29 protein-coding genes and 1 pseudogene are annotated in these 25,187 nt (G+C 64.2%); 10 read left to right on the top strand and 20 right to left on the bottom strand.

The window, feature by feature from the left end:
• Window positions 1-250: 250 nt before the first annotated feature.
• From EH240_RS05545 to EH240_RS05520, 6 genes are all read right to left on the bottom strand, one after another.
• Window positions 251-730, bottom strand: coding sequence for a molybdenum cofactor biosynthesis protein MoaE (locus EH240_RS05545; RefSeq protein ID WP_124996401.1), 480 nt, complete (start codon window positions 728-730; stop codon window positions 251-253).
• 1 nt (window position 731) lies between these two features.
• Window positions 732-989 (bottom strand): molybdopterin converting factor subunit 1, encoded by a 258-nt coding sequence (gene moaD / locus EH240_RS05540; RefSeq protein WP_124996400.1) that lies wholly within the window; start codon window positions 987-989, stop codon window positions 732-734.
• Between the two features lies 1 nt (window position 990).
• Window positions 991-1,587: a CDP-diacylglycerol--glycerol-3-phosphate 3-phosphatidyltransferase gene (pgsA, locus tag EH240_RS05535; RefSeq protein ID WP_124996399.1), complete on the bottom strand. Its 597-nt coding sequence runs from the start codon at window positions 1,585-1,587 to the stop codon at window positions 991-993.
• 316 nt (window positions 1,588-1,903) lie between these two features.
• Window positions 1,904-2,836 carry an IS110 family RNA-guided transposase gene (locus EH240_RS05530; RefSeq protein WP_167483927.1) on the bottom strand — a complete coding sequence of 311 codons (933 nt, stop codon included), beginning with the start codon at window positions 2,834-2,836 and terminating at the stop codon, window positions 1,904-1,906.
• Between the two features lie 297 nt (window positions 2,837-3,133).
• On the bottom strand, window positions 3,134-5,221 hold the full coding sequence (gene uvrC, locus EH240_RS05525) for an excinuclease ABC subunit UvrC (RefSeq protein WP_124996397.1): 2,088 nt from the start codon (window positions 5,219-5,221) through the stop codon (window positions 3,134-3,136).
• A complete protein-coding gene (locus tag EH240_RS05520; protein WP_124996396.1) occupies window positions 5,218-5,982 on the bottom strand; it encodes an SDR family oxidoreductase in 765 nt (254 codons plus the stop codon). Before EH240_RS05520 ends, uvrC begins: the two co-directional genes overlap by 4 nt.
• Window positions 5,983-6,395: 413 nt before the next feature.
• Between EH240_RS05520 and EH240_RS05515 the strand changes: the two genes are divergently transcribed.
• Window positions 6,396-7,052, top strand: a complete 657-nt coding sequence (locus tag EH240_RS05515; protein WP_124996395.1) for an outer membrane protein — start codon at window positions 6,396-6,398, stop codon at window positions 7,050-7,052.
• Window positions 7,053-7,160: 108 nt separating this feature from the next.
• Here EH240_RS05515 and EH240_RS05510 read toward each other — a convergent pair whose 3' ends face one another.
• The 5 genes from EH240_RS05510 to EH240_RS05490 form a co-directional block, all read right to left on the bottom strand.
• Window positions 7,161-7,565 carry a GFA family protein gene (locus EH240_RS05510; RefSeq protein ID WP_124996394.1) on the bottom strand — a complete coding sequence of 135 codons (405 nt, stop codon included), beginning with the start codon at window positions 7,563-7,565 and terminating at the stop codon, window positions 7,161-7,163.
• 85 nt (window positions 7,566-7,650) lie between these two features.
• A complete protein-coding gene (locus EH240_RS05505) occupies window positions 7,651-8,028 on the bottom strand; it encodes a TfoX/Sxy family protein (protein ID WP_124996393.1) in 378 nt (125 codons plus the stop codon).
• A 224-nt stretch (window positions 8,029-8,252) separates the two neighbouring features.
• The gene (locus EH240_RS05500; RefSeq protein WP_124996392.1) at window positions 8,253-8,849 is read right to left on the bottom strand and encodes a glutathione S-transferase; all 597 of its coding nucleotides are present in this window, start codon (window positions 8,847-8,849) and stop codon (window positions 8,253-8,255) included.
• 275 nt (window positions 8,850-9,124) lie between these two features.
• Window positions 9,125-9,502 (bottom strand): histone, encoded by a 378-nt coding sequence (locus EH240_RS05495; protein WP_124996391.1) that lies wholly within the window; start codon window positions 9,500-9,502, stop codon window positions 9,125-9,127.
• Window positions 9,503-9,944: 442 nt separating this feature from the next.
• Entirely contained in the window at window positions 9,945-10,454 is a 510-nt protein-coding gene (locus EH240_RS05490) for a DinB family protein (RefSeq protein WP_124996390.1), read from the bottom strand.
• A gap of 71 nt (window positions 10,455-10,525) precedes the next feature.
• On the opposite strand from EH240_RS05490, the gene EH240_RS05485 reads away from it, so the two are divergent.
• Complete coding sequence (locus EH240_RS05485; protein WP_425374770.1) at window positions 10,526-11,155, top strand: TetR/AcrR family transcriptional regulator; 630 nt, start codon at window positions 10,526-10,528, stop codon at window positions 11,153-11,155.
• A gap of 22 nt (window positions 11,156-11,177) precedes the next feature.
• Here the strand turns inward: EH240_RS05485 and EH240_RS05480 are convergent, their stop codons facing one another.
• Window positions 11,178-12,014: an EamA family transporter gene (locus tag EH240_RS05480; RefSeq protein ID WP_124996389.1), complete on the bottom strand. Its 837-nt coding sequence runs from the start codon at window positions 12,012-12,014 to the stop codon at window positions 11,178-11,180.
• On the bottom strand, window positions 12,011-12,592 hold the full coding sequence (locus tag EH240_RS05475; protein WP_124996388.1) for a TetR/AcrR family transcriptional regulator: 582 nt from the start codon (window positions 12,590-12,592) through the stop codon (window positions 12,011-12,013). The genes EH240_RS05480 and EH240_RS05475 overlap by 4 nt, the downstream gene beginning before the upstream one ends.
• Before the next feature lie 372 nt (window positions 12,593-12,964).
• Between EH240_RS05475 and EH240_RS40000 the strand changes: the two genes are divergently transcribed.
• Complete coding sequence (locus EH240_RS40000) at window positions 12,965-13,282, top strand: YciI family protein (RefSeq protein ID WP_425374769.1); 318 nt, start codon at window positions 12,965-12,967, stop codon at window positions 13,280-13,282.
• Window positions 13,283-13,326: 44 nt separating this feature from the next.
• Here EH240_RS40000 and EH240_RS05465 read toward each other — a convergent pair whose 3' ends face one another.
• The 3 genes from EH240_RS05465 to EH240_RS05455 form a co-directional block, all read right to left on the bottom strand.
• A complete protein-coding gene (locus tag EH240_RS05465; RefSeq protein WP_124996387.1) occupies window positions 13,327-13,779 on the bottom strand; it encodes a hypothetical protein in 453 nt (150 codons plus the stop codon).
• Between the two features lie 110 nt (window positions 13,780-13,889).
• Window positions 13,890-14,252, bottom strand: coding sequence for a DoxX family protein (locus EH240_RS05460; protein WP_124996386.1), 363 nt, complete (start codon window positions 14,250-14,252; stop codon window positions 13,890-13,892).
• Between the two features lie 28 nt (window positions 14,253-14,280).
• Window positions 14,281-14,703 carry a VOC family protein gene (locus tag EH240_RS05455; protein WP_124996385.1) on the bottom strand — a complete coding sequence of 141 codons (423 nt, stop codon included), beginning with the start codon at window positions 14,701-14,703 and terminating at the stop codon, window positions 14,281-14,283.
• A 183-nt stretch (window positions 14,704-14,886) separates the two neighbouring features.
• On the opposite strand from EH240_RS05455, the gene EH240_RS05450 reads away from it, so the two are divergent.
• Window positions 14,887-15,642 (top strand): helix-turn-helix domain-containing protein, encoded by a 756-nt coding sequence (locus EH240_RS05450; RefSeq protein ID WP_124996384.1) that lies wholly within the window; start codon window positions 14,887-14,889, stop codon window positions 15,640-15,642.
• Between the two features lie 15 nt (window positions 15,643-15,657).
• On the opposite strand, the gene EH240_RS05445 is transcribed toward EH240_RS05450, so the two are convergent.
• Genes EH240_RS05445 through EH240_RS05435 form a run of 3 tightly spaced genes read right to left on the bottom strand, consistent with a single transcriptional unit; the run spans window position 15,658 to window position 17,848 of the window.
• A complete protein-coding gene (locus tag EH240_RS05445) occupies window positions 15,658-16,506 on the bottom strand; it encodes a 23S rRNA (adenine(2030)-N(6))-methyltransferase RlmJ (RefSeq protein ID WP_124996383.1) in 849 nt (282 codons plus the stop codon).
• Between the two features lie 7 nt (window positions 16,507-16,513).
• Complete coding sequence (locus EH240_RS05440) at window positions 16,514-17,137, bottom strand: hypothetical protein (protein WP_124996382.1); 624 nt, start codon at window positions 17,135-17,137, stop codon at window positions 16,514-16,516.
• 12 nt (window positions 17,138-17,149) lie between these two features.
• Window positions 17,150-17,848, bottom strand: coding sequence for a TetR/AcrR family transcriptional regulator (locus EH240_RS05435; protein ID WP_124996381.1), 699 nt, complete (start codon window positions 17,846-17,848; stop codon window positions 17,150-17,152).
• A gap of 87 nt (window positions 17,849-17,935) precedes the next feature.
• On the opposite strand from EH240_RS05435, the pseudogene EH240_RS05430 reads away from it, so the two are divergent.
• The 3 genes and pseudogenes from EH240_RS05430 to galE all read left to right on the top strand — a co-directional run bounded on the left by EH240_RS05430 (window position 17,936) and on the right by galE (window position 21,055).
• Window positions 17,936-18,441 (top strand): annotated as a pseudogene (locus tag EH240_RS05430) (carboxymuconolactone decarboxylase family protein).
• Between the two features lie 422 nt (window positions 18,442-18,863).
• Window positions 18,864-19,922, top strand: coding sequence for a UDP-glucuronic acid decarboxylase family protein (locus EH240_RS05425; protein ID WP_124996380.1), 1,059 nt, complete (start codon window positions 18,864-18,866; stop codon window positions 19,920-19,922).
• On the top strand, window positions 19,919-21,055 hold the full coding sequence (galE, locus tag EH240_RS05420) for a UDP-glucose 4-epimerase GalE (protein ID WP_124996379.1): 1,137 nt from the start codon (window positions 19,919-19,921) through the stop codon (window positions 21,053-21,055). Before EH240_RS05425 ends, galE begins: the two co-directional genes overlap by 4 nt.
• Window positions 21,056-21,179: 124 nt before the next feature.
• Here the strand turns inward: galE and EH240_RS05415 are convergent, their stop codons facing one another.
• A complete protein-coding gene (locus EH240_RS05415; RefSeq protein WP_245435836.1) occupies window positions 21,180-21,671 on the bottom strand; it encodes a DUF995 domain-containing protein in 492 nt (163 codons plus the stop codon).
• A 493-nt stretch (window positions 21,672-22,164) separates the two neighbouring features.
• Here EH240_RS05415 and EH240_RS05410 point away from each other — a divergent pair, with 493 nt between their 5' ends.
• The 3 genes from EH240_RS05410 to EH240_RS05400 are packed head-to-tail and all read left to right on the top strand — an operon-like array spanning window position 22,165 to window position 25,179.
• Window positions 22,165-23,082 (top strand): lysylphosphatidylglycerol synthase transmembrane domain-containing protein, encoded by a 918-nt coding sequence (locus EH240_RS05410; RefSeq protein ID WP_124996378.1) that lies wholly within the window; start codon window positions 22,165-22,167, stop codon window positions 23,080-23,082.
• A 5-nt stretch (window positions 23,083-23,087) separates the two neighbouring features.
• Window positions 23,088-24,164: a glycosyltransferase family 2 protein gene (locus tag EH240_RS05405; RefSeq protein WP_124996377.1), complete on the top strand. Its 1,077-nt coding sequence runs from the start codon at window positions 23,088-23,090 to the stop codon at window positions 24,162-24,164.
• Between the two features lie 31 nt (window positions 24,165-24,195).
• Window positions 24,196-25,179, top strand: coding sequence for an NAD-dependent epimerase/dehydratase family protein (locus EH240_RS05400; RefSeq protein WP_124996376.1), 984 nt, complete (start codon window positions 24,196-24,198; stop codon window positions 25,177-25,179).
• Window positions 25,180-25,187 lie beyond the last annotated feature (8 nt).

Below are 25,187 nucleotides of genomic sequence, written 5' to 3'. Positions count from 1 at the left end.
TCCGCGCATTCGGTCCGGCGGTTTCAGTGAAGGGACTTCTCTCCCTTTTGCCTGCCCGCCATATGAAGGGTTAACGCTCCCGCCGGGTGGATTATTCCCGGTGTTTGCAGCTGAATCAGACGACCGAAAAGTCGTGATCCTGCCCACCCCCCTCTGGCCTGCCGGCCATCTCCCCCGCAAGGGGGGAGATCGGATGTCACAGCTGCTTTCGCCAATCTCTGACGTTGCAGGATAGAGCAGGCGACCGGGGTTATTCGCCCGACGTCTTCCAGCGGCCGGCCGCCTCGTCGTCGGCTTCCTTGGCTTCCACCCAGCCGCCTTCAGAACCGTCGGCGCGATGCTCCTTCTTCCAGAAGGGCGCGCGCGACTTCAGATAGTCCATGAGGAAATTCGCGGCCTCGAAGGCCGCCTGCCGGTGCGCGGAGGCCGCCACCACCAGCACGATGTTCTCGCCCGGCGTGATCTTGCCGTGGCGGTGGATGACGGTGAGCCCCTGCAGCGGCCAGCGCTCAGCGGCTTCAGTGGCGATGCGGCCGATCTCGGCCTCGGCCATGCCGGGATAGTGCTCGAGCTCGAGCGCCGCGAGCGCGCCCTCTTCGTCGCGGCAGAGGCCGGAGAAGGTGACTACGGCGCCGATGTCGGCGCGGCCCTTCGTCAGGGCGGCGATCTCGTGGGCGACGTCGAAGTCTTCGCGCTGGACGCGGATGGCCGGCACGACGGCGCTCGCCATCTCAGCCCCCGGTCATCGGCGGAAACAGCGCGATCTCGCGCGCGCCCGCGATCTTCTCGCGGTGGCCGACATGTTCCTGGTTGATGGCGACGCGGATGACATCCGGATATTGCAGCGCGTTTTCGTATTCCTCGCCGCGCGACTTCAGCCAGCGCAAAAGATCGGCGACGGTCTCGATGCCGGCCGGCAGCTCGATATCCTCTTCCGGCTTGCCGATCCGCTCGCGCACCCAGGCGAAATAAATGAGCTTCGTCGACATTTCACTCGTCCATAATGTGCTTGAGGCCGGCGCGGAAATAGTCGTAGCCGGTGTAGAGCGTGACAAGCGCCGCGATCCACAGCAGCACCAGGCCGATCTGGGTGGTCGGCGGGAAGATCTTGTCGCCGGCCGGGCCGACGAGCAGGAAGGCGATGGCGACCATCTGGATGGTGGTCTTCCATTTGGCGAGTTGCGTCACCGGCACCGACACTTTCAGCGCCGCCAGATATTCGCGCAGGCCCGAAACCAGGATCTCGCGGCACAGGATGATGATCGCCGCCCATAGCGACCAGCCGGCGATGCCGGCATGCCGGTCGGTGTCGGCGGCTAAAAGCAGCAGGCAGGTGGCGACCAAGAGCTTGTCGGCGATCGGGTCTAGCATCTTGCCGATGTTGGAGGTCTGCTGCCAGGCGCGCGCGAAGTAACCGTCGAAATAGTCGGTGACGGAAGCGAGCAGGAAGATGACCAGCGCCGACCAGCGGGCGAAGTCGGAGGACTTTAGATGGCCTTCGAGGAAAAAGCACAGCACCACCAACGGCACCGCGACGATGCGGGCGTAGGTGAGGATGTTAGGCAGGTTGAAAGCGCGCTGGGCCATGTCTGATCGGGAACTCTCGCCTCACCTACTCAAATCAGAAGCCAATGTGGGGGGTCAACAGGCGAGATTCGATTGGCCAGGTAAAAATAGCGCTGGGTGTGTCGAGATTGGGGTGATGCCGACGTTATCTGAAGTCCGAAATAACCCCTCGTTCCACTTAGCGGAGGCTTCCCGACCTCGTCATCCTTGGGCGGAGCAAGAGCGAAGCTCCGTCGCGAAGACCCGAGGATCCATACCGTGACCTTGCGCGAGGAGTGCGGCGGAGCAGAATTCTGGACCGTAGTGACGCTTCAAAGTCACGGCATGGTAACTGTGTTCATGCGAATGCGGTTTTATCCCTGATGATGGCATTGAGGACGACCAGGAGCTTCCTTGCGACAGCGATGATGGCCAGTTTCTTGGAGCCTGAGCGGGCTGCGAGTTCGGTGTAGAATTTTTTAAATCGGTCACAGGTTCGAATGGCACTGAGCGCCGCCATGTAGAGGGCGCGGCGCACGCGTGATCGCCCGCCCTGGATCTGGCTCCTGCGGTTGAGCTTGCCGCTCTTGTTATCGAATGGGGCAAGGCCGGCGAGCGCCGCGATCGACTTGGGCGAACGCTGGCCGAGCTCGGGCAGGTGCGCCAGCAGCGACAGCGCGCTGACCTTGGAGACACCAGGCACGGAGACCATCAGCGCGTGGTCGCGAGCGGTGTCCTCGGCTTGACGAATGACTTTGGCAATCAGGCTCTCGAGCGCTTTGATGCGGGTGTCGAAGCCGGCGATCGTGTCTTCCAGATCGGCAACGACAGCCTCGTCGAGGGCCTCACCGAGGAGCTTCTTCAGCGTTGCCCGCATATCGACCAGTTGGTCGCGGTGGCGGGCAAACGATTGAAGCCGCTCATTTTCTTCGCGCGGCGCCGGCTCGGCCGCAGGCTGATAGCGGCGGCCATAGTCGCTCAGCATCCTGGCGTCGAGACGATCGGTCTTGGCGCGCCGTCTTGTCGACTTCGCATAGTGGTGGGTGTGCGCGGGGTTGTGCCGCGAGAACGCAACCCCTGCCTTGGCCAGCGCGTGGCGCAGCAGCCGGTCATGGACCCCTGTCGCCTCCATGACGACGAAGTCCCGACCGGGTTGAAGGCCCGCCACATAGGCGGCGATCGCATCGGCCTGGTTGTCGATGCGCCGGTAATGGCCGCTTGCCTCATCAAAAAAATCGAGCCACTGCTTGGAGATGTCGCAGCCGACGTAATTCTGCACTATCATGTCCATGCCTCTTCCTGTGGTTCGGGGTCTGCTTGGAACAGCCCCGTGCAACTGTTCAGGTTGATGGGTCACCGGTGGGAAGGGACCGAGCCATGCCACGGCCTGTCCGAAAGGACGACCAGGATCCCCTCGGCCTCCTTCCCACTTCAACCATACACCGGAACCAACACACAGGATCCTATGGTCTGCGCCGCGTCGCTTCGCTCCTTGCTTCGCCCGTGGATGACGACGCGATGGGCCTCTCGGCAAATCTCCAAGTACAGCACCCCTCGACATGTGGCACCGACGTCAAAGGACCCGCCATCAACTCTCATGGAAATGGTTGTAGACCAGCTTCGCGACATGCTCGGAAATGCCGTCGACCTTGACCAGGTCCTCGACCGCGGCGCGGCTTACCGCCTTGGCGGTGCCGAAGTGGTGGAGCAGCGCCCGCTTGCGGCCGGGGCCGATGCCGACGATCTCGTCGAGCGGACTTTTCACCATCTCCTTCTTGCGGCGGGCGCGGTGCGAGCCGATGGCGAAGCGGTGCACCTCGTCGCGCAGGCGCTGGACGAAGTAGAGCACCGGGTCACGCACCGGCAGCATGAAGCTTTCCCTGCCCTTGACGAAGAAGCGCTCGCGCCCGGCGTCGCGGTCCTGGCCCTTGGCGATGCCGATGGCCACGACCCGATCCTCGATGCCGAGATCGGACAGGATCTTGCGCACCGCCGTCATCTGGCCCTGGCCGCCGTCGATCAGGATTACGTCCGGCCAGGCCGGGAAACTGCCGTTCCCCTCAACAAGGTCCTCGGCCGCATCGTCCTCGGCTGCCGCGCCCGCGCCACGCGAAGGCTGGGCGTCGCCGTGTTCCCGGAGCAGCCGCGAGAAACGCCGCTCCATCACCTCGCGCATCATGCCGAAATCGTCGCCGGGCGTGATCTCGGTCGAGCGGATGTTGAATTTCCGGTACTGGTTCTTCACAAAACCTTCCGGCCCGGCGACGACCATGGCGCCGACCGCATTGGTGCCCATGATGTGCGAGTTGTCGTAGACCTCGATGCGCACCGGCGGCTTTGCCAGGCCGAAGGTCTCGGCGAAACCCTGCAGCAGCCTCGCCTGGGTCGAGGTTTCGGCCAGTCTGCGGCCGAGCGCCTCACGGGCGTTCTGCAGCGCGTTGTCGGTCAGGTCCTTCTTCTCGCCGCGCTGCGGCACCGAGATCGCCACCTTGCGGCCGGCGCGGGTGGAAAGCGCCTCCGCCAGGAGATCCTGGTCCTCGACAGCGTGCGAGAGCAGGATGGCGCGGGGCGTCGGCTTGTCGTCATAGAACTGCGCCAGGAACGAGCCCAGCACTTCCGATCCTTCCAGCGTCGGATCGGCCTTGGGGAAATAGGCGCGGTTGCCCCAGTTCTGGCCGGTGCGGAAGAAGAACACCTGGATGCAGGTCTGGCCGCCTTCCTGGTGGATGGCGAAGACGTCGGCCTCCTCGACCGTCTGTGGGTTGATGCCCTGATGCGCCTGCACATGCGACAGCGCCGCGAGGCGGTCGCGATAAATCGCGGCGCGCTCGAAGTCGAGTTCCGCGGAAGCCTGCTGCATGGCGGCCGAAATCTCGGTCTTCACCTTCTGGCTGCGGCCCGAGAGAAAATCCTTCGCCTCGGCGACCAGGTGGGCATAGTCCTGGTGCGAGATCTCGCCGGTGCAAGGGCCGGCGCAGCGCTTGATCTGGTAGAGCAGGCAGGGCCGAGTGCGGTTCTCGTAGAAGGAGTCCGTGCAGCTTCGAAGAAGGAAGGCTCGCTGCAGCGAATTGATGGTGCGCCCGACCGCGCCGGCCGAGGCGAAGGGGCCGAAATAGTCGCCCTTGCGCGAGCGCGCGCCGCGATGCTTGTAGATGCCGGGCGAGACATGGTCGCCGGTGAGCAGAATGTAGGGGAACGACTTGTCATCCCGCATCAGCACGTTGAAGCGGGGCCTCAGCCGCTTGATGAGGTTCGCCTCAAGCAGCAGCGCCTCGATCTCGGTGCGGGTGACGACGAACTCCATCGTCGCGGTCTCGCGCACCATGCGGCCGATGCGGGCGGTGTGGAAGCGCCCTTGCGCATAGTTGGTGACGCGTTTCTTCAGGCTGCGCGCCTTGCCGACATAGAGCACGTCGCCGGCGGCGTTCATCATGCGGTAGACGCCCGGCTGATTGGGCAGCCGCTTGACCAAAGTCTGGATCACCTCGGCGCCGACCATGCCATCGGCGTCCCCGGCATGCGGCGTCCAGTCGATCGCGGTGAAGGCGACGTCCGGTCCGGCTGCGGCAATCGGCTCGACGATCTCTTCCACCGCCTCGTCCTCGAGGTCGATCTCGGGAGGCAGGTCGTCGGCGGCTATGCCGTTTCGTCTGTCTTTTTGGTCTGTGGGACTCATTCCACCATGCCTGTCACATCGGGCGTCTGCCATGCAAGATGCTGGCCGCCGTCGAGCGCGATCATCTGGCCGGTGACGGAGCGCGCTTCCCATAGGTAGCGGATGGTGGCGCCGAATTCCGGCAATTGCGGGCCGCGCTTCAGGATCAGGCCCTCGACCTGCTTGCCGAAATCATCGTCGTCCTGGCGCTTGTTCTTGAGCGTCGGGCCGGGGCCGATGGCGTTGACGCGAATGCGCGGCCCCAGCGCCTGCGCCAGCATCTGGGTCTGCGTCCACAGGGCCGATTTCGACAGCGCATAGGAGAAATAGCGCGGCGTCGGCCGCCAGACGCGCTGGTCGATGATGTTGACGATCAACCCTTCCTCGCCTTCCGGCAAGGCGCGAGCGAAGTTCTGCGCCAGGAGCGCAGGGGTCTTCACATGGATGGCGAAGTGGCGGTCCCAGGCCTGCCAGTCGAAATCCTCGATACGGTCGTCGACGAAGAGCGAAGCGTTGTTGACGAGCAGCGTGACCGGGCCGAGGGCGGCCTCGGAGCGGCCGACAAGATCGCCGACGGCGTCCATATCGGTAAGGTCGGCAACGACCACGGCAGCGCGGCCGCCCTTGTCCCTGATAGGGCCGGCCAAAGCCTCGGCCTCGGCTCCGGAACGGTTGGCATGGATGGCGACGGCAAAACCATGCGCGGCCAGGTCCTCCACGATCACCTTGCCGATCCTTCTCGCACCCCCCGTCACCAGCGCCACGCCAGCGGCTTGTCTCATGTTGTCAATCCTCAATCGGCTTCACGATTCCGGGAAGCCGGCACAATATGACAGGCCAAGCGTTAAATGCCATTTCCACCTGGGGCAGGAATGTGGCGAAGCGGCCCGTACGCGCCCTTGCCGGCCGGATTCGGGGGCGTTCTCATAGCGTAATATATGCCGCCGGACCCCTTGAACCAAGCGGTGTGCAGTGCAACATGATTAGCGTGCTGACATTCGCTGTTGCGAAGATGCAACGTCACCTTTCAGCCTCATTCGTGCCGGGGAATGACCCAAGTTCAGGTTCGCTTCAGCCGTATTTCAGCACGACATTTGGAACCGTTGAGCGCCAGGCCCGTTTATCCCCCCGGACGGGCCGGGGCATTCGTGAACATAAAAAGCCTAGTGTCTTGTGGCTTAAGGAGTAAACAACAATGCAAGCTAATCTCAAGTTTGCGCGGCCGTTGGCGGTTGCGCTCGGGCTCTTCGCCCTCGGCGGTAGCGCCTATGCCGCAGACGTCGTTTCGGAAGAGCCGCCGGCACCCGCCCCGGTCGCTGAGCTCCCCGTCGCCTCCTGGGCCGGCCCCTATGCCGGTATCAGCCTCGGCTACGGCTTCAGCGGCCATGCCGATGCCCGCGACGCTGGCGTCAATGTGAAGACCAAGGGCTTCATCGGCGGCGTCTTCGGCGGCTATCAGTGGCAGCAGGAGAACTTCGTCTACGGCGCTGAAGCCGATATCGGCTACAATGGCGTCAAAGGCGACAGCGCCGGCATCGAGGCCAAGGGCGGCCTCGAAGGCTCGCTGCGCGCCCGTCTCGGCTATTCCGTGACGCCTGAAATCCTGCTCTATGGTACCGGCGGTCTCGCCGCCAAGAACCAGAAGATCACGGATAGCTTCACCTCTACCGACGAAAGCAAGGCGATGCTCGGCTGGACGGCCGGTGTCGGCACCGACATCAAGATCACCGACAACGTGTTCGGCCGCGTCGAATACCGCTACACCGACTACGGCGACAAGGATTTTGGCGCTCTTGGCAACGTCAAGTCCAAGGACAACCGCGTCACCTTCGGCGTCGGTATGAAGTTCTAAGTCGTCCAAGCCACGACACGGAAAAGCCGGGCCTCGCGCCCGGCTTTTTTTGTGGCTGGCGTCTGGACGACTACTGTTGGCGACCAGCCGGAGCCTCTCAACAGAGGGTTAGTCCGCCGGATCCCGCTGGAAACCTTCATGGACCGGGATCGACTGCAACTGGTCGAGCCATTTCGCCCGGGAGCGCATGACGACCTGCGCGTGCGGCTGGTATTCGCCCGGGTCGGTCAACGTGGCCGCATGAACATGGACCTCGTCGAGCCATTTGTTCGAGCGGAAATAGAGCCGCGTGCCGCAGGACGGGCAGAATCCGCGAAACGTATTCGGGCTGCTTTCATAGTGCCTGATGTCGCCCGTCCATCCCAGTTGCTCAGGCCTCATGCCCAGGAAGGCCGTGAAGGGAGCGGATGTCGCCCGCTGACAGTCGGCGCAGTGACAGACCAGGTTGCGTGTGACATCGCCCGAATAGGTCCAGGTCACGGCCCCGCACATGCAATGTCCATCGAGCGCCATTGCTTCCTCCCCTATCCTTGCGTTCGCCAAAGCCAGCTCGACGAATACTGGCACATCACAGTCCAGAAGGTGGCGGGCCAGCGGCTTACGCGCGCTTCTTTGCGACCTTGGCGGATTTGACCTTCGGCGGCAGTGTTTCGACGAAGGCGAGCGCACGGTCGAGCCAGCCGGCGAGATCGGCTTCGCTCGCCGTGCCTTCCGGCGCGACGTGGAAATAGCCTTCCATTGAGCGCCCGCCCATTTCCATCGGCCGCGCATGGGGACGAGCGGCGGCGGCCGCATGCGCGTCCTTGCCGACACGCACCAGCAAGCCTCGCTTCGAGGTGCCGATCAGCATATTGCCATTGATCATGAAGCAGGTGCCCCCGAACATCTTCTGCTCGGTGAAGGCGCGCTGCCCAAGGGCGGCGCGCAGGCGCTCGACCATGGGATCTGGCGCGCCGGTGGCGACTGACTTTGCCATGCTCAGCCCTCCGCGATTTGCCCTCCCTTCTCCCCTTGTGGGAGAAGGTGGCCGAGCGAAGCTCGGTCGGATGAGGGGTGTTGGACGGATCGCTGCCTTGACGGGGTGGCGATCAAAACCCTTCCACCTTTTAACACGCCTCATTGCTTCCAGCACCACTCATCCGTCTCGGCGCTATCGCGCCGATCCACCTTCTCCCACAAGGGGAGAAGGAAAGAGGCGCCTCACCCCGGCACGCATCCCTTCAGCTCCGGAAACTTCTCGTCGAAGCGCGCGGCCCAGCGGACCAGCCGACTGCGGCCCTTTTCCCACTGGCCGCCGAAGCGCAACGCCAGATAGCCGAGGGTGGCGCGCAGCGCCATCTGGCCGGCGGTGATCTTCTTGGGCAGCTTCGGCGGGTTGGAGTTGATGAGGTCGAGCGCGGCGGTGATCTTCGTCCACTGCCGGTCGAGCCAGGGCTGATAGACCATCGCCTCAGGCCGCGTGCGCCGCTCATAGACCATCGACAGCGCGCAGTCGCAGATGCCGTCGGCCAGCGCCTCCAGCACTTCGGCCTCCAGCCGCTTGTCGGGATTGCGCGGGAACAGCGCGTTCTTCGACAGCCGGTTGAGATGCTGGGTGATCGCCCGGCTGTCATGGATCGCGCGGCCGTCCTCCAGCACCAGCACCGGGATCTTGCCCAGCGGATTGGCCGAGATCAACTCCGCCGGCTTGTCCTCCGTCCTGACCGGCACGAGGTCGACGGCGATGCCGGCATAGGCGGCCGCCATGCGGACCTTCGAGCTGTAGGGAGAGGTGGAGGCATAGAGCAGCTTCGGCATGATCGGGTTCCTGATTGTCCGCGCGCACTGTTGACCGAATGTTTTTGCCAGAGCAACGGCCAGGGGCCCGAAACCGCACAGCCAATGCCCCGGCAACAACGCGCTGGGGAGCCAGACATGAAAAGCCCTCGGAACTCTTGCCGCTGGCAAAGTTCCGAGGGCTTTAGGGGGAGCGTTTGCTCCAGCTTCGCTGGCCGCGAAGCCGAACTGGCGAGAGGGGCGCCTCCACGGCACCCGCCCTCACCTGTCTTGTTCCGGCAAGCGAAGCTACACGATTACTTCTTGCCGGCCGGCTTCTTTGCAGGCGCTGCCTTCTTCACCGCTGCCGTCGACTTGGCGGCAGCTGCTTTCATCGGAGCCTTGGCCGCGGGCTTGGCCGCTGCCTTCGCTGCCGGCTTCTTGGCGGCGGGCTTGGCTGCCGCCTTTGCGGCGGGCTTTGCTGCTGCCTTGACGGCGGGCTTGGCTACTGCCTTCGCTGCCGGCTTCTTGGCGGCGGGCTTCGCCGCTGCCTTGGCCGGAGCCTTGGCGGCAGCCTTCGGCGCTGCCTTCTTCACTGCTGCCTTCTTGACTGCTGCGGGTTTCGCGGCAGCCTTCGGTGCCGCTTTCTTTGCCGGCGCTTTCGCCGCCGGCGCCTTGGTTGTTGTCTTTGCCATGCGATGCCCCTTGCGTTTTGCCCAAGGTCGTGAGTGACCCGGCGTGCTCATGCATATCTGACTCGCGACTATCTAGCCAGCGAAGCAACACAATGATTTTCAGTTATTGAATTTTGGTTACACCAGACGCGCTGACAAGGGCATCGACGCAAAAATCGACATCGAATCTTTGCCTGTCGAAGTGAAATTGCCCCGTCGAGAGTTCCCGATGCTCTCTATCGCAAGTTCATCCAGACATCTTGGCGCCGCGTAGAGCGTAGAATGTGAGCACATTGCTCATAATAGGAAATACACACCAAACCGCCCGCTTCATCTTGTCCAGTGGAAAGATCTACAGGTCAAGGCGGAGCAGAGCCGAACCGGAGAAAGCAGCGACAGCTTGCCTTCTCAAAAGCGAGCTTTTCGCTCGCATTCAACCACTTGAGGCACCAAGCAGCTCAGGCTAGCGCTGCAGGCGGCGCGAAGGTTCCGCCCGGTGCAGATGAACGGCATAGGTGTCCCAGGGCGGCGCGACCGCGATCCCGGCCAGCATGCGGCCGATCTCGCCGCGGTGATAGCTGCCGTGCAGGACGACATGGGTCAGCATCTCCTGCCTGGTCATGCAGCCCTTGTCGCCATCGGTGAAGGTGAAGGCCACCGGCTCCGAAAGCTGTCGCTCCAAAACGGTTTCGAGATAGTCGAGATACCAGCGGTCGCCCTCCACCATGGCGGCGCGCAGTTCCGCGGGCTCCGGCGTCTCCTCGGTGTTGTCGCTGGCATAGCCGTGTGCAACGCCGGTGAGATGCGCGGCAAAGATCCGCGACACGACATGGATGTGGTTCATCAATCTGAGCGCGGCATGGCGTTCCTTCGCGTTGCGGCGCGGGTCGAGACAGCCGAGCTTTTCCAGCAGTTCGTCATTGGCCCAGGCCTGGTAGGCAAGCAGGCTCTTCAGCAACGTCCTGGCACTCATCTGTCCGAGCTCCATTTGCGTTGGAGTTAAATGTGAGTATCTTGTTTATATTCTCGGGAGACCCGGTCCGGATGTCTACTCGCATTGCAAAGCCAGCTCCGCGCATGCGCAAGGAGCCGCGCCAGGCGCGCTCGGTCGCGACCGTCGAGGCGATCATTGAGGCAGGTGCTCGCGTTCTGAGCGAGATCGGCTGGGCAGGCTTCAGCACCAACAAGGTGGCCGAGGCTGCGGGTGTGAGCATCGGCTCGCTCTATCAGTATTTCCCCGACAAGCTCGCCCTTGTCGATGCAATCCGGCGCCGCCACTTCGACCATGTGCTGTCGGTCATCCGCGAAGCCGCGGCCGAGGAGAAGCCGGTCCGGCAATTCGCGCGCGAGCTGGTGCGCGGCATGATCGCCGCGCATAGCATCCACCCGACGCTGCATCAGGTGCTGCTCGACGAGGCGCCGGGCGACCGCGGCTCGCGCGCCGCACATGCCTCGTTCCAGGCCCGCTACCTCGAGCATTATGCGGCGGCCGTCGCCCAATACCGCCGGCGCCTGAAGGATACCGAGACCGTGGCGCGCGTGCTCTCCTCCGCCGTCGAGGGCGTGATCCACAATGCGGCGCGGCGCAACATGCTCGATGCGCCGGAGCTGCACAAGCAGCTCGGCGAGCTGATCTGCGCTTACCTGTCCGGTCAGGGCGGCGCGCGAGTGTGATGATAGCCAGCGGCCGACGCCGTCAGGGCCGATAGCCGAGGCAGATCGCTCCGAGCGCGACGACGGCGCAGGCACCGACCCGGCGCGGCGTCAGCGCCTCGCCGAGGAAGAGCCGGCCAATGAAGGCCGCGAAGACGACGCTGGTTTCACGCAAGGCGGTGATCGGCCCGGCCGGCCCCAGCGCGAAGGCAGCGACGACCGCGCCATAGGCGAGAAGCGCGAACACGCCGCCGCCCAACGCCTTCCACGTTGCCAACGAACGCAGGTCGACGGCGAGCCTGCCGCGCAGAGCGACAAAGGTCGCCGACAGCAAGATGCTGTAGATCAGCAGCACCCAGGCGGTGTAGGCGGCGCTGTCGCCGGTCGCCCGCACGCCGATGGCGTCGACGGTCGCATAAGCGGCAATGATCGCGCCGGTGGCCAGTGCATAGAGGATCGATGTCGCCGATGCCCTGCCCCGCCCGAGCGACAGACCCATGATGCCGCAGGCGACAAGCACGACGCCGATGAGCTCCGGCGCGGCAAGTCGCTGGCCGGCCAGCAGGAAACCGCCGAGCGTGACCAGCAACGGCACGCTGCCGCGCACGATCGGGTAGACCTGCCCCAGTTCGCCATGCCGGTAAGCGGCGACCAGGAACACGCTGTAGCCGACCTGAAGAGCGGCCGAGAGCACGATATAGAACCAGGCGGCCGGCAATGGCAGCGGATGGAAAACCACGAAAGGAATGGCGGCCGCCGCGCTTGAAAAGCTCATCACGGTAATCGTCCATAGCCTGTCGGCCCCGGTCCGCAGGAAGGCGTTCCAGCCGGCGTGCAGGATGGCCGCGAACAGCGCGAGCCCGACGACCGTCGCGCTCATCGCGGTAACCGCGCGCCGGCGATGATGGCGGAGGCCGCCTTGCGGGCGTTGTCGACCGCCGCATCGACATCGCCCATCTGGGCCATCAGTGTGGCGCCCTCGATCAGCATCAGCAGCGCCGCCGCGGCGGCCTCGGCCCGCTCCGGCGGCATCTCAGCTTCCAGGAAGGAGCACATGCGCGCCCGCAAGCCGTTCTTCTGGCGGACGGCGGCCTTGAACACCGGGTGATCGGGATCGCCGAACTCGGCGAGCGCATGCGCGAACAGGCAGCCGTGAAAATCCGGATCGCGAAACCAGCGCTCATGCCAGTCCAGGATGGTCGCGATCTTCGCCTCCGCGGTGTCCGCCGTCGCCCTCAGCCGGTCAAGCTGGCGTTCGAAACGCGCCGCGCGGTGCTCCAGCACGGCGACGATCAGCTCGTCCTTCGCCGGGAAGTGGCGGTACATCGTCATCTTGGCAATGTCGGCCTCGGCGATTATGCGGTCGATGCCGGTGGCATGAAAGCCGTCGCGCCTGAACAACGCATAGGCGGTATCGACGACGTGCTGGCGCTTGGCGGAAGGTGATGAGGACGTCATGCTGCCGCCTTGTGGTGAGACAGGTCTGTCTATATCTAAGGAGTAGCAGAGTGTTTTGTCAATCGGCTTAAATTTTCGCGCCAGCGTCGATTCCGCCGACCTTCGTTCGTCATATGCTAGCCGGCCGTCACCGACGGCCCCTTCGCGGAGATCGCACGGCTGTCCGGGGAAGGTTATTCATATATGAAGGCCATCTGATTGGGAGAGGCTCGGTCTCTTGGCCGGCTTGGATTGACCGGTGGCGGCTTGTCGATGGTGTGCATTTTGCGCCGCCCGAACAAGTATTGAGCGACCAGTTCTGTGAACCTCAAGATCGGAATAGGGACACGGCGGGTGCGCGCGACAATGCGCAGCAGCGCATAGGCGATTTAGGTGCAAAGCGCATGCCCCGTTCCTTTTCTGAGTCTCGACAACCAGAGAGAAGACGGACAAAGCCCGCTTTACGGGGCATGCACATGCGGCATTTCGATTCACTCAAAACTTTCCCCGGACAGCCCTGCGGAGATCGAGGAAGTGCTAGGCGGCTACTGGGTGATCGATGTGCGCTCGCGCGAGGAGGCCATCGAATGGGCGAGGCGCTGCCCGGCCGGGGAAAATGACGTCATCGAGGTCCGCCGCGTCCTGGAGATGAGCGATCTCCCCGAGCACGTCCAGAAGGTGGTTGAAGGCTTCAGCGAGCTGAAAGATTGACCGCAACCGCGACAACCTCAAACCACCTAACCGCCCAGCAAAAACTACCGCAGCACCCGGCAGCGGCCGTTATAGACCATCCAGCGGTCGAAGCCCGAGACGCAGAACTCGACATTGTCGCCGATCGAGGCGAAGCCCTGGCCTTCCTCGATCAGGTAGAAGATCGAGCGGTCGCGGCCGTCCGACAGGCTGACGGTGGCGCGGCAATAGTGACGGCCGATCGGCCATTCGTCGCTCGACGGCTGGTAGCGATGCTGGCGGATGTTATGGAAATCGGTGATCGCCACATCTGGCAGATGCGGCACGTTATGGACCTGATAGTTGAAGCGGTCGGTGATCTTGCTCAGCACCCAGCTTTCGCCGCAGACGCTGCCGTCATCCTCGGTGTAAACGGCTAGATCGGCGGCGTGCGCGGCCTGGGTGAAGCCAAGCGACGTGCCAGCGGGCGTCAGAAGCGAAATCAGCGCGGCAAGAGCGGAGCGGGCGAAACGAGTCATGACAGCCTCTCAAGGTCGATTGCGCGCACTGTGCGGATTCGCTTGACGGCGGTCAAGCGGTTGCGAAGACAATGGTTTCCCAAATGATGGTTGCAGGCGCAGTCCGGTTGTCAGACCGTTCCCGCCACCAGCAGTCCGCCGACGACGGCGACGTTGATCAGGAAGGCATTGCGCAGTACCTGCCGCTCCGGCTCCTCGCAGGCCCAGAAGCGCAGCAGCATGACGTTCGTCGCCAGCGTGAACAAAACCAGCGCGCCGGCGGCGAAAGGCACTGCGAAGCCGAGCGCCAGCATCAGGCCGGCGACGATCTCGAGCGCCGAGCCGGCGGCCAGCATGAGCGCGGGAGCCGGGAATTCCCGGCTCGCCAGATAGTCGCTCATCGCCTTGAATTTCAGGAAGTGCTCGATGCCGGCGAAAACGAACACGCCACCGATGAGAAGCGCGCCTATCGCCTGAACGGTATCAATGGGCATGTCGGCCTCCCGCGGGCTTTCTCGCAGCTCAGTCTTTGGGAATGAATGCGGGGTTGTAGACGACCTCCCAGAGATGATCGTCGGGATCCTGGAAATAGCCGGCATAGCCGCCCCAGAAGGTTTTTTGCGCCGGCTTGACCACGCGCGCGCCGGCCTTGACGGCCTCGGCCATCGCGGCGTCGACCTCGGCCTCGCTCGCCACATTATGGCCGATGGTGAACTCGGTCGGGCTGCGGCCGCTCTGCGGAACCGTGGCATCATGGGCGATGTTCGAGCGCTCGAAGATCGCGAACTTCAGACCGCCGGCGAGTTCGAAGAAGGCGACCGCGCCGTGCTCGAACTCGCGGCCGATGATGCCTTCGGTCGGTAGCCCAAGCCCGTCGCGGTAGAATTTGAGCGATGCTTCCAGATCGTCGACGCCAAGCGTGAGGACGGTGATGCGAGCTTTCATTTCTCTCACTCCTTTCTATATTCGTGACCACATCCGAAACCGGATGCGGCGCGGTGGAGGCGCTGGGCGCGCCAGCAGGCTGTATCTGTTTTGCCACGGCCGAAGCCACCGGCATTGAAGATTTCGGCCAAAATGGCCGACGGGTCGATCCGCCAGAGAGTGCCAGAGCAGATCGGAAAAAACATGGAAGCGGTACTGGCTCAGTCCACCGGCTTCTTCAAGGAAAGGCCCGTAGCCGCGGGCCTTGCCGGCGCTTTTTCCGCGGTCTGGGTCCATCGCATGGGGGAACGCGATGCTCCGCCGATCGTCATCACGCCGGACGCGACCATCGACCTGCAGTGGATCGACGGGCGGTTCCGTATCGCCGGCCCGGACAAGGAGCCGCAGATCGAGAAGCCGCCTGCCGGGACGGTGATCATTGGCTTCCGCTTCCGATCGGGAGCCGCCGCCGGCTGGCTCGGCGTGCCGGCTGGCGAGATCGTCGGCGGGCGTCTCGACCTCGGCGAGCTCCGGGGCACGCGCGCACGAGAGCTGTTGGGCCGCATCAAGGCCGCGCCCGACCTCGCCGGCATGGTTCGGCAGCTGGAAAATGTTGTCGGCATGCATACGGAGGGGCGCGATGCGCTCGATCCGCTGATGGGCAGGGCCTTCCACGTCATAGATCAGGGCCTGCCTCCGGAAACGCCGCTGATACCCTTCCTGCTTCGCCGCCTCAACATGAGCGAGCGGACGCTGAGACGGCGCTTCGAGGATGCCTTCGGCTACGGCCCAAAGACGCTCGACCGCATCCTGCGCTTCCACCGCTTCCGGCGCCTGCAGCAAAAAGCCCGCGATGCCTCAACCGCCGTGCTTGCCATCGAGGCCGGCTATGCCGACCAGGCGCATCTGATCCGCGAGAGCCGGCGGCTGACCGGCGTGACGCCATCGGCGCTGGCGTAAGATAACGCGAACGTCCTACTCGCCAGCCAGCCAATCAATCGTCCAACGTGACCGCTGATCCACCGCGAGCAGCCGGTGCAGAGCCGGCAGCATGACCCGCAATTCGCCCTCCAGCGTGAAAGGCGGGTTGACCACCACAAGACCGCTGCCGTCGAGGCTGGGTTCGCTCGAGGCCGGCCGGATCTCGAAGCCGATGTCGAGCAACCTTGGAATACCCGTCTGCTTCAGCGCGGTGCGAAAGGCGGCGACCGCCTTGCGGTCCTTGATCGGATACCAGAGCGCATAGATGCCGCCCGGCCAGCGCCGGTGCGCGCGGCGCAGGTTCTCGACGAGACGTGCGAACTCGCCCTCCTCCTCGAAGGGCGGATCGACAAGGACCAGGCCGCGCTTCTCCTTCGGCGGCAGCTGCGCGCCGAGCGCCAGCCAGCCGTCGAGCTCGATCACCCTTACCTGGAAGTCGCCGGCGAAGACGGCTTTGAGCCGCGCCGCATCCTGGGGATGCAATTCGATCGCCGTCAGCCGGTCCTGCTTGCGCAGGAGATGGCGCACGATCAGTGGCGAGCCGGGATAGCGGCGGACGCCGCCATCGGGATTCTCCGCGCGCACCGCTTCCAGATAGGGCCGAAGGAGGGCTGCCGCCTGAGATTCGAACGCGGCCTCGAGCAGCCGGCCGATGCCGCCCTGCCATTCGCCCGTCTTGCCGGCTTCGGCCGAGGCGAGATCGTAGCGGCCGATGCCGGCATGGGTGTCGATGACGCGGAAGGCCTTGTCCTTCTGCTTGAGATAGTTGACCAGCCGGCTGAGCACGGCATGCTTGACGACATCGGCGAAATTGCCGGCGTGATAGGCGTGGCGATAGTTCATGCCGGCCTCACCGCGGCGAACCGTTGCGGCCCCAGCGCGGCGGTGGCGGCTGCGAGTTTGGGTTCTGCGGACGACCTCCGCCGCGGCCGAAGACCAGCGAGAGCACCAGCCCGGCAAGTCCGACGCCCATCAGCGCATAGGCGGCCGGCCGCGCCCTCTCGTCGATCGTACCGGTGCCGGCGCGCAAGATCAGATCGACGGCGCGCATGTCGATGCCGTCGGCATCGCCCGGACCGACGGTGAAGACGTAAGGTCCGGGCGTGACCTTCCCGATCACGCCGGCCTCGTCGCGAAAGATCTTGTCGGGCAGTTGCGGGCTCACCTGGCGCGGATTGTCGGTGTGGTTGAAGGACAGCGTCGAAGCGAGCGTCGTGCTGCCGCCGCTTGCCGCGGTCAGCGTGAGCACCGTGCGCTGCTGCGAAGCGACGCGTTCGGCCCGCGCGGTGAGGTCGACCAGCACACGGACAGGCGCATCGCTTGCGGTGAGTTGAACGGTGACCGGCCGGAAGCGGCCATCCTCGTAGACACGCCAGGTGCCGATCGCGTGGCCGGAGAAATTGCTCATCGCCCAGGGATAGAAGATGCCGATGGCGGCACCGGCGATGAGAACGAGAACCGAGAGGAAGCGCATCGCAAGTCCTGGTTATTTCTTCGTCTGACCGCGATCGCCGCCACCTTGCGCGGTTTCGCTTCCGGCAGCTTCGCGGAGCCGCTCCATCTCGTCCAGAAACATCTCCAGGCCAAGCTCGAAAGTCTTGTCGAAGCCGGCGGCGCCGAAATAGGCGCCGGCGGCCGCGACACTGGGATAGTCGCGCGCCAGGTCTTCGTCGCTGACCGTGGTGACCGCCGAAGGCCCCTTGGCGTAGCCGGCAGTCTCGTCGAGGATCGCGCCCATCAGGTAGTAGCTGGCGGCGCGGAACATACGAGCGCTGAGCTCGGGCCCGAAGTCGCCGTCCTCGAACAGGCCAATGATGGCGTTCAGCTTGGCAAGGCAGGGCGGCGAGTTCATGCGGTAAACGACGATGAACGGCGCGAAGGCCGGATGCTCGGTCGCCACACGCCGGAATTCCTGCAGGCCGATGCGGGCCCGCTCGCGCCAGGGCAGGCTGTCATCGGGGATCACGAGCCCGCTCATCTGGCGATCGACCAGCGCCTCGTAGAGATGCGCCTGCGAGGGGAAGTGATGGTAGATGCTCATCGCCTCGCAGCCGAGCCTGGCGGCGAGCTTGCGCATCGAAAAGCCGGAGAGGCCTTCGCTTTCGATCACCTCGAAGGCGGCGTCCTCGATCATCTCGCGGGACAGTTTTCCGCGTGCTCGCTTTTTCGTGATCGGTTTGTCCATGGCGCTGCTTGACCACTTACACTGTAAGGTTCAATTTTTCCAGATACCTTACATCGTAAGGCTAACAAAGACCAGAGGAGAAAAACCATGTCAGTCATTCGCATCGTCCGCAGCGCGCATTCCTGCCTTCGTTCCGCCTCGCTGCTCGCCGCCGTCGCCACGTTTGCGGCCATGTTGACCTCGGCGCCTGCCCGCACCGACGACTACGACGCCGCCATCAAGGACATCCAATCGACCATGGGCGGCGTGCCGAGCTTCGTCAAACAGTTCCCGAAAGCCGGTCTGCCCGGCGCGTGGGCCTGCCGCCGAAGGTGAAGTCGCTGATCTCGCTGGCGGTCGCGGCGCAGATCCCCTGCAGCTATTGCATCTGGTCGGACACGCAGGACGCCAAGCGCGCCGGCGCCACCGACGAGGAGATCCAGGAGGCTGTCGCCATGGCGGCGCTCACGCGCCACTGGAGCACCGTCTTCAACGGCATGCAGGTCGATTTCGAGACGTTCAAGAAGGAGATGGGTGGGAGTAGAACCCCGCGGCAAAGGCCCGGAGGAGACGGCATGGCCCGCGGATTTGCGGGCCATGTTTTTTTGCCGTGAACATGACGATCGTCGGCGCTGGCTGCCTCCCGGAATCTGCAACCGGCGGGTGATAGCGCCGCCGCCCGGCAGCGGCCGGACTTGCCCCGTAAGATTAACCAATCGTAAACGCGCTAGGTTAAGAGAATGCTAATTTTGTTGACTAATCAGTTCCTAGGTATATCTTTGTATGTGTTGGGTGTGCAATTTGGGCGAGCAGTCCGCGGTGGTGGCAACCATATTCGTGGATCGCGACTTAGGGGCAAAGGGACGCTGAGCGGCAGCAAATAAGCCGTACGGCAACGACCCCGCGAACTCATAAAAAACACATCGGTTGTGGCGATTCCGCGCATGCGGAGGGATCGCCGTGATTTTCACCTGGTCGGGCAACGCGGTTGCCCCGGCCCGGAAGGGTGATGTGTGTGTGCGGGTATGAGGGCGGCATGGGTAGGGTCATCAAGGTTCTGAAGCTGGGCACCAACCCGGGGCGGAGGCGTGCCGATCGTGGGCGCGCTCTGGTCGCCGGCGGAGCGGGATTTTTAGGCTCTCATCTGTGCCAAAGACTCGTATCCGATGGATATGAGGTCATCGCGCTGGACAATTTCCACACCGGCAAAAAATACAATCTTGCCGCCATAGCGCGCGACGCCTCCTTCACCTGCATCAAGCACGACATCGTCGACGAACTGCCGGCGGACTTCGCCGTGGATGAGATCTACAACCTCGCCTGCCCCGCCTCTCCGCCTCACTACCAGGCCGATCCGATCCACACCTTCAAGACCAGCGTGCTGGGCTCGATCAACCTTTTGGAGCTCGCCCGGCGCCATAACGCCAAGATCTTCCAGGCCTCGACCTCCGAAGTCTACGGCGATCCGCTGGTGCATCCGCAGCCGGAAGGCTACTTCGGCAACGTCAACACGCACGGCCCGCGCTCCTGCTACGATGAGGGCAAGCGCTCGGCCGAGACGCTGTTCTTCGATTACTCGCGGACATACGGCATCGATGTCCGCGTCGCGCGCATCTTCAATACCTATGGCCCGCGCATGCAGCCCGACGACGGCCGCGTGGTGTCGAACTTCATCGTCCAGGCGCTGCGCGGCGACGACATCACCGTCTATGGCAGCGGCGCGCAGACGCGCTCCTTTTGCTTCGTCAACGACCTGATCGAAGGCTTCGTGCGCCTGATGAACGCCGCGGCGGCACCCCAGCACCCGGTCAATCTCGGCAATCCCGTCGAGTTCACCATCATGGAATTGGCCGAGCTGGTCATCGACTATACGAATTCACCCTCGCGCATCGTGCACAGGCCGTTGCCGGTCGACGACCCCAGGCAGCGCAAGCCCGATATCTCCTTTGCCAGGCAGCATCTCGGCTGGGAGCCGAAGGTGGCGCTGAGCGAAGGGCTCGCCAATACCACGGCCTATTTCGACGCCCTCCTGGGCGGCCGCCGGTTTGTCGTTCCGCGCAGCGTCCACGCATCCGTCAGGGAGGCAACGGCATGACGACCCGCCGCCCCGTTCTGGTGACGGGTGGCGCCGGCTTCATCGGCAGCCATGCTTGCAAGCTGCTGTCGGCTGCAGGCTACCTGCCGGTGGTCTACGACAATTTGAGCCGCGGCAACGAGAAAGCCGTCGCCTGGGGGCCGCTGGTCGTCGGCGACATCCGCGACCGTGAAGCATTGCAGCGGGCGATCGACACCTACAGACCGCAGGCGATCGTCCACTTCGCCGCCCTTGCCTATGTCGGCGAGTCGGTCAGCGAGCCGGCGGATTATTACTCGACCAATGTCGGCGGCACGATCGCCGTGCTTGATGCGGCGCGGGCAAACGGCATCGATAAGGTGATCTTCTCCTCGAGCTGCGCGACCTACGGCGTGCCGGAAGCACTGCCGGTGAGCGAGGCCTGCCCGCAGAAGCCGATCAGCCCCTATGGCCGCAGCAAGCTGATGGGCGAAGAGATCATCAGGGACTATGCCTCGGCCTATGGGATGAATTACGCGATCCTTCGCTACTTCAACGCCTGCGGCGCCGATCCCGAAGGCGAGCTCGGCGAGTGGCATACGCCCGAAACCCACCTCATCCCCCGCGTGCTGATGGCGGCGTCCGGGATGATCGAGACGATCGAGGTCTTCGGCGCCGACTACGAGACGGCGGACGGCACCTGCGTGCGCGACTACATCCATGTCAGCGATCTCGCCCGCGCGCATGTCAAGGCGCTGATGCATCTGGAAGCGGGGGGCGAGAGCCTCGCGGTCAATCTCGGCACCGGCCGGGGCGTTTCGATCAAGGAGATCCTCGAGGCTGTCGGGCGCATCACGTCGCGGTCCGTTCCGGTCACGTACAAGCCGCGCCGGCCCGGCGACCCGGCCGGGCTTTTTGCCGATCCCGGCCTGGCGCGCGAGACGCTGGGCTTCGTGGCGGAAAATTCCGACATCGACACCATCGTCAGGACGGCAGCGCCATTCTTCGGGCTTGCTGCGGCCTCGACGCCAATGTCTTTCAACGCGCCCGCCACCGCTTCGCGCGCAAAGCGCGCGCCGCGCGGCGCGGACGCCGCGAAAAAACGTCAGCCGGCAAGGCTGGCAGTCGTCCCTGTGAGTAATGTGTCGGGGCGCGGGCTCGCTGGGTTGGGATGAGGGCTCTCCTCAGCGAGCCTCTAAAGCAGGTCGCGTGAATGCTTTTTCACGCGACATGCTTTAGGTCTTTGATTTTAAGCATGTCTTTGTCCCGAAACCGCTGCACACTTTCGGGAGACATGCTTTAGCTCTTGGAATCGACCAATTTCTGGGCCTTTTCGAAATCGGCGCTCCTGGTATCGCCCGCCTGAATTTTCTTGAGTTCGTCCGCCGGCTTCTCCGAAGGGTGCCTGAAGCTGTACCACCGGCCATCCGGATCCTTACGCTGCTCGACTTTCCCATCCCGGACGCGATGGCTGAAACAGGTGCGAATGGGTTTCGCGGCATAGGCCGAGGACCGCCAGACGAGCTCCATGCACATCTTGCCGTCATTGCTGAGATGCCATGTGCCTTCGGCGACGGAAATTGAATCAGGCTTGGACGTCCAGGCCCGCATGCGCCTGTCCTGCGCGAAATAGGCGGCTCCGTCCTCCCAGTTCCAGGTGCGGTCGGCATAGAACAACTGCAGTTCAAACGCCGTCGGCGTGGTGACCGCCTGTGCCGCCGCGGGGGACTGAGCGCCGGCTGCGTGAGCGATGCCGGTCGGCGTCACGCCGCCGCAGAGGAGGAGCAGCATCAGGCCGGCGCGCCGCGCAGACCGGTGGCGCCTCACGCCCCTTGCTGGTTTGGATGGCGATATTTTTAGAGCTGCAGGCATGATGAGCGATAACATGTCGGATGTCGCCTTTCGATCTGGCGTCACCACTCAGGTTGGGCCTTCGATCCCAACATGCAGTTACCGCCCCCGCGTGATATTAACTGCGGCTCGAGGAACGCTGTCAACCTTGCCGTCGCGGCGAGGCAGGATCGCCTGCGGACGGGGATCGCGGCCGCGCCAAGCTTGTGGATTTGAGCAAGCCGCTGGTCTATAGGATCGGCCGCTTATGATGGAGCAGAAACGTTGAACGGGCCGCAGGCCAGGCAAGGCTCAGAATTTTGGCGCCCCCGCAAAGCTGTTGGAACCCGGCAATAGAACCGGCGACGTAGAGCGATCCCCGGCCGCGCGGCGGATTTCGAAATCGAAGCAATTACCCGGAATGCGGCGGTCGATACGCCATTCGGAGACTTGGTTGAAGCGAGCATTCTCGATAATCATCACCCTGGCGCTGCTGGCATGGCTTGCCGGCGACTCGCGCTGGAAGATGGTGGGCGACGCCTTCGCCAGCATCACGCCCGGCGCGTTCGCGGCGGTGACGGTGGCGCTGTTCGTCACCTATGTGCTGCGCGCGCTGCGGGTCTGCGATGAGTTCCGCGACGAGGTGAACGGCCGCTTCGGCGCCTGCCTGCGCGTCATCCTGATCCACAACGCCATGATCAACGTGGTGCCGTTCCGCGGCGGCGAGACCGCCTTCCCGCTGCTTTTGCGGAAGGTGTTCGGCATCTCGATCGTACGCGCCGGCGCCTCGCTCTTGTGGTTCAGGTTGCAGGACGCCTTCGTCGTCGGCGTGCTCGCCTGCCTGGTCTGGCCGAGCCTCCATCCGGCGCTACGGGCAGCCGGCATCGCGGCGCTGGTTGCCGTCGCCTGGTATCTGCCGCGCTGGGCGCGCGCGCCGCACGACTGGGCCGGGCGCGGCAGCATCGTCTCGAAGCTCGGCAAGCTGCGCGACATCTTCACCGAGGCCACGGGACGCTCCCGCTACGGCTGGTGGTGGACGGTGGCCAACTGGACGTTGAAGCTTGCCGTGCAGGGATGGTTGCTCGCCATGCTGCTCGGCACCTCCTTCCAGAGCGCCTTTCCCGGCGCCGTCGGGGCCGAGGCCGCCGCCATCCTGCCGGTGCAGGGCGTCGCCGGCTTCGGCACTTACGAGGCGGGTGCGGCGGCGGCGCTGCTCTATTCCGGCATCGCCATGAAGGACGGCCTGCAGGCGGCGCTGGCGCTGCATCTCTTCATCCTCTGCTCGGCCGTCGCCACCGGCGCGATCGCCTGGCTGTTTCCCTCCAAATCAACGGCGCCGGAGGACCCGGCCACGAGACCCGCAAGGAAATGACCACCATGGACATGCTTCCCATTCCTCAATCGGGACTGCCCGCCGGCGCGGTCATGCCCGAGCACAAGCTTTCCATCGTCGTTCCGATGTACAACGAGGCCGACAATGTCGAGCCGTTGCTCGTGCGCATCCACCAGGCGATGGAGAATTACAGCCAGCCCTGGGAAGTGGTGCTGGTGGACGACGGCAGCACCGACGCCACGTCGAACGAGATCCGCCGGCTCGCGGCGCAATACGGCCCGCATGTGCATGCCGTCGAGCTGGTCCGCAACTACAAGCAGACCGCCGCCATGCAGGCCGGCCTCGACATCGCCCGCGGCGACGTCATCGCAACGCTCGACGGCGACCTGCAGAACGACCCGTTCGACATACCGCGCATGGTCTATCGCCTGCTGACCGAGGATCTCGACCTCGTTGCCGGCTGGCGCAAGGATCGCCAGGAAGGTTTCTGGATGCGCCGGCTGCCGTCACGCATCGCCAACTCGCTGATCGCGCGTGTCACCGGCGTGCGGCTGAAGGACTATGGCTGCAGCCTGAAGGTCTTCCGCGGCAGCGTCATCCGCAGCGTCAGGCTCTACGGCGAAATGCACCGCTTCATCCCGGCCTGGCTGGCGACGGTGACGACGCCGCGCCGCATCGCCCAGGAAGTGGTGACGCATCACGCCCGCATCCACGGCCAGTCGAAATATGGCATCTCGCGCACCTTCCGCGTGGTGCTCGACCTCGTCTTCATGTTCTTCTTCATGCGCTACCGCACTAGGCCCGGCCATTTCTTCGGCGGCATCGGCATCGTGCTCGGCGTGCTCGGTTCGCTGATCTTGGCCTATCTATTTGCCCTGAAGGTGTTTTTCGGACAGGATATCGGAACGCGTCCGATGCTGTTCACCGGCTTCTTCCTGGTTATCGCCGGGCTGCAGGCGGTGACGTCGGGGGTGCTCGCCGAGATGCTGTCGCGCGTCTATTTCGAATCGAACGGCGCGCTGGCCTATGTGGCGCGCCCGCAGCCCGCGCATGGCGAAGGCGATGGCTGGCGCCGGCCGAGCCCGCCCGCGGAAGCCAAGAAAGGCCCGCGACGGAAATGATCCCGCCCCTGCCCTCACCCGAGGTCCGCGCATGACCATCCTCGTGACCGGAGCCGCCGGGTTCATCGGCAGCCATGTCTGCCAGCGCCTGCTCGCGCGCGGCGACGCCGTTGTCGGCGTCGACAGCATGAACGCCTATTACGATCCGGCGTTGAAGGCGGCGCGGCTGGCCAGACTTTCCGGCCAAAAGGGGTTTTCATTCCATCAACTCGACATCGCCGAGCCGAGCGCGCTGGCGGCGAAGCTCAAGGGAACGCCGGTGAGCGGCATCGTTCATCTCGGCGCCCAAGCGGGCGTGCGCTATTCGCTCGAAAATCCGCGTGCCTATATCCACGCCAACATCGCCGGCCATCTGGAGGTGCTGGAACTCTGCCGCGCATCGCCCGAAATCAAGCATCTGGTCTATGCCTCTTCGAGCTCGGTCTATGGCGGCAACACCAAGGTGCCGTTCGCTGAAACCGACCGCGTCGACAATCCGGTGTCGATCTACGCGGCGACCAAGAAGGCCGACGAACTGATCAGCTCGACCTATTCGCATCTCTTTGGCCTGCCGCAGACCGGACTGCGCTTCTTCACCGTCTACGGACCCTGGGGGCGCCCGGACATGGCCGCCTGGATCTTCACCGAGGCGATGCTGGCCGGCCAGCCGATCCGCGTCTTCAACCATGGCGAGATGTGGCGCGACTTCACCTATGTCGACGACATCGTCGACGGCATCATCGCGGTTCTCGACAAGCCGCCGGCGGCCGGCGGCGAACGCCACAGGATCTACAACATCGGCAACAGCCAGCCGGTGCATCTCGGCCGCTTTATCGAGACGCTGGAACGGCTGCTCGGCGTCAAGGCGATCCGCGAAAACCTGCCCATGCAGCCCGGCGAGGTCGAGAAGACCTATGCCGACACTAGCGCGCTGGAGCGCGACTTCGGCTTCAAGCCGAAAGTGCCGATCGAGGAAGGACTGGCGAAGTTCGTCGACTGGTACCGGCAGGAATGGCGGCCGGAGGGGAAGCAGTAAAGCGAAGC

Origin of the sequence: Mesorhizobium tamadayense (assembly GCF_003863365.1) — a bacterium.
GTDB lineage: Bacteria > Pseudomonadota > Alphaproteobacteria > Rhizobiales > Rhizobiaceae > Mesorhizobium > Mesorhizobium tamadayense.
This window is presented reverse-complemented; position numbering and strand designations above follow the sequence as displayed.

Coding starts and splice junctions, on each gene's coding strand:
- EH240_RS05545 (WP_124996401.1), bottom strand. CDS start 730: ATGGCGAGCGCCGTCGTGCCGGCCATCCGCGTCCAGCGCGAAGACTTC.
- moaD (WP_124996400.1), bottom strand. CDS start 989: ATGTCGACGAAGCTCATTTATTTCGCCTGGGTGCGCGAGCGGATCGGC.
- pgsA (WP_124996399.1), bottom strand. CDS start 1,587: ATGGCCCAGCGCGCTTTCAACCTGCCTAACATCCTCACCTACGCCCGC.
- EH240_RS05530 (WP_167483927.1), bottom strand. CDS start 2,836: ATGGACATGATAGTGCAGAATTACGTCGGCTGCGACATCTCCAAGCAG.
- uvrC (WP_124996397.1), bottom strand. CDS start 5,221: ATGAGTCCCACAGACCAAAAAGACAGACGAAACGGCATAGCCGCCGAC.
- EH240_RS05520 (WP_124996396.1), bottom strand. CDS start 5,982: ATGAGACAAGCCGCTGGCGTGGCGCTGGTGACGGGGGGTGCGAGAAGG.
- EH240_RS05515 (WP_124996395.1), top strand. CDS start 6,396: ATGCAAGCTAATCTCAAGTTTGCGCGGCCGTTGGCGGTTGCGCTCGGG.
- EH240_RS05510 (WP_124996394.1), bottom strand. CDS start 7,565: ATGGCGCTCGATGGACATTGCATGTGCGGGGCCGTGACCTGGACCTAT.
- EH240_RS05505 (WP_124996393.1), bottom strand. CDS start 8,028: ATGGCAAAGTCAGTCGCCACCGGCGCGCCAGATCCCATGGTCGAGCGC.
- EH240_RS05500 (WP_124996392.1), bottom strand. CDS start 8,849: ATGCCGAAGCTGCTCTATGCCTCCACCTCTCCCTACAGCTCGAAGGTC.
- EH240_RS05495 (WP_124996391.1), bottom strand. CDS start 9,502: ATGGCAAAGACAACAACCAAGGCGCCGGCGGCGAAAGCGCCGGCAAAG.
- EH240_RS05490 (WP_124996390.1), bottom strand. CDS start 10,454: ATGAGTGCCAGGACGTTGCTGAAGAGCCTGCTTGCCTACCAGGCCTGG.
- EH240_RS05485 (WP_425374770.1), top strand. CDS start 10,526: ATGTCTACTCGCATTGCAAAGCCAGCTCCGCGCATGCGCAAGGAGCCG.
- EH240_RS05480 (WP_124996389.1), bottom strand. CDS start 12,014: ATGAGCGCGACGGTCGTCGGGCTCGCGCTGTTCGCGGCCATCCTGCAC.
- EH240_RS05475 (WP_124996388.1), bottom strand. CDS start 12,592: ATGACGTCCTCATCACCTTCCGCCAAGCGCCAGCACGTCGTCGATACC.
- EH240_RS05465 (WP_124996387.1), bottom strand. CDS start 13,779: ATGACTCGTTTCGCCCGCTCCGCTCTTGCCGCGCTGATTTCGCTTCTG.
- EH240_RS05460 (WP_124996386.1), bottom strand. CDS start 14,252: ATGCCCATTGATACCGTTCAGGCGATAGGCGCGCTTCTCATCGGTGGC.
- EH240_RS05455 (WP_124996385.1), bottom strand. CDS start 14,703: ATGAAAGCTCGCATCACCGTCCTCACGCTTGGCGTCGACGATCTGGAA.
- EH240_RS05450 (WP_124996384.1), top strand. CDS start 14,887: ATGGAAGCGGTACTGGCTCAGTCCACCGGCTTCTTCAAGGAAAGGCCC.
- EH240_RS05445 (WP_124996383.1), bottom strand. CDS start 16,506: ATGAACTATCGCCACGCCTATCACGCCGGCAATTTCGCCGATGTCGTC.
- EH240_RS05440 (WP_124996382.1), bottom strand. CDS start 17,137: ATGCGCTTCCTCTCGGTTCTCGTTCTCATCGCCGGTGCCGCCATCGGC.
- EH240_RS05435 (WP_124996381.1), bottom strand. CDS start 17,848: ATGGACAAACCGATCACGAAAAAGCGAGCACGCGGAAAACTGTCCCGC.
- EH240_RS05425 (WP_124996380.1), top strand. CDS start 18,864: ATGGGTAGGGTCATCAAGGTTCTGAAGCTGGGCACCAACCCGGGGCGG.
- galE (WP_124996379.1), top strand. CDS start 19,919: ATGACGACCCGCCGCCCCGTTCTGGTGACGGGTGGCGCCGGCTTCATC.
- EH240_RS05415 (WP_245435836.1), bottom strand. CDS start 21,671: ATGCTGCTCCTCCTCTGCGGCGGCGTGACGCCGACCGGCATCGCTCAC.
- EH240_RS05405 (WP_124996377.1), top strand. CDS start 23,088: ATGGACATGCTTCCCATTCCTCAATCGGGACTGCCCGCCGGCGCGGTC.
- EH240_RS05400 (WP_124996376.1), top strand. CDS start 24,196: ATGACCATCCTCGTGACCGGAGCCGCCGGGTTCATCGGCAGCCATGTC.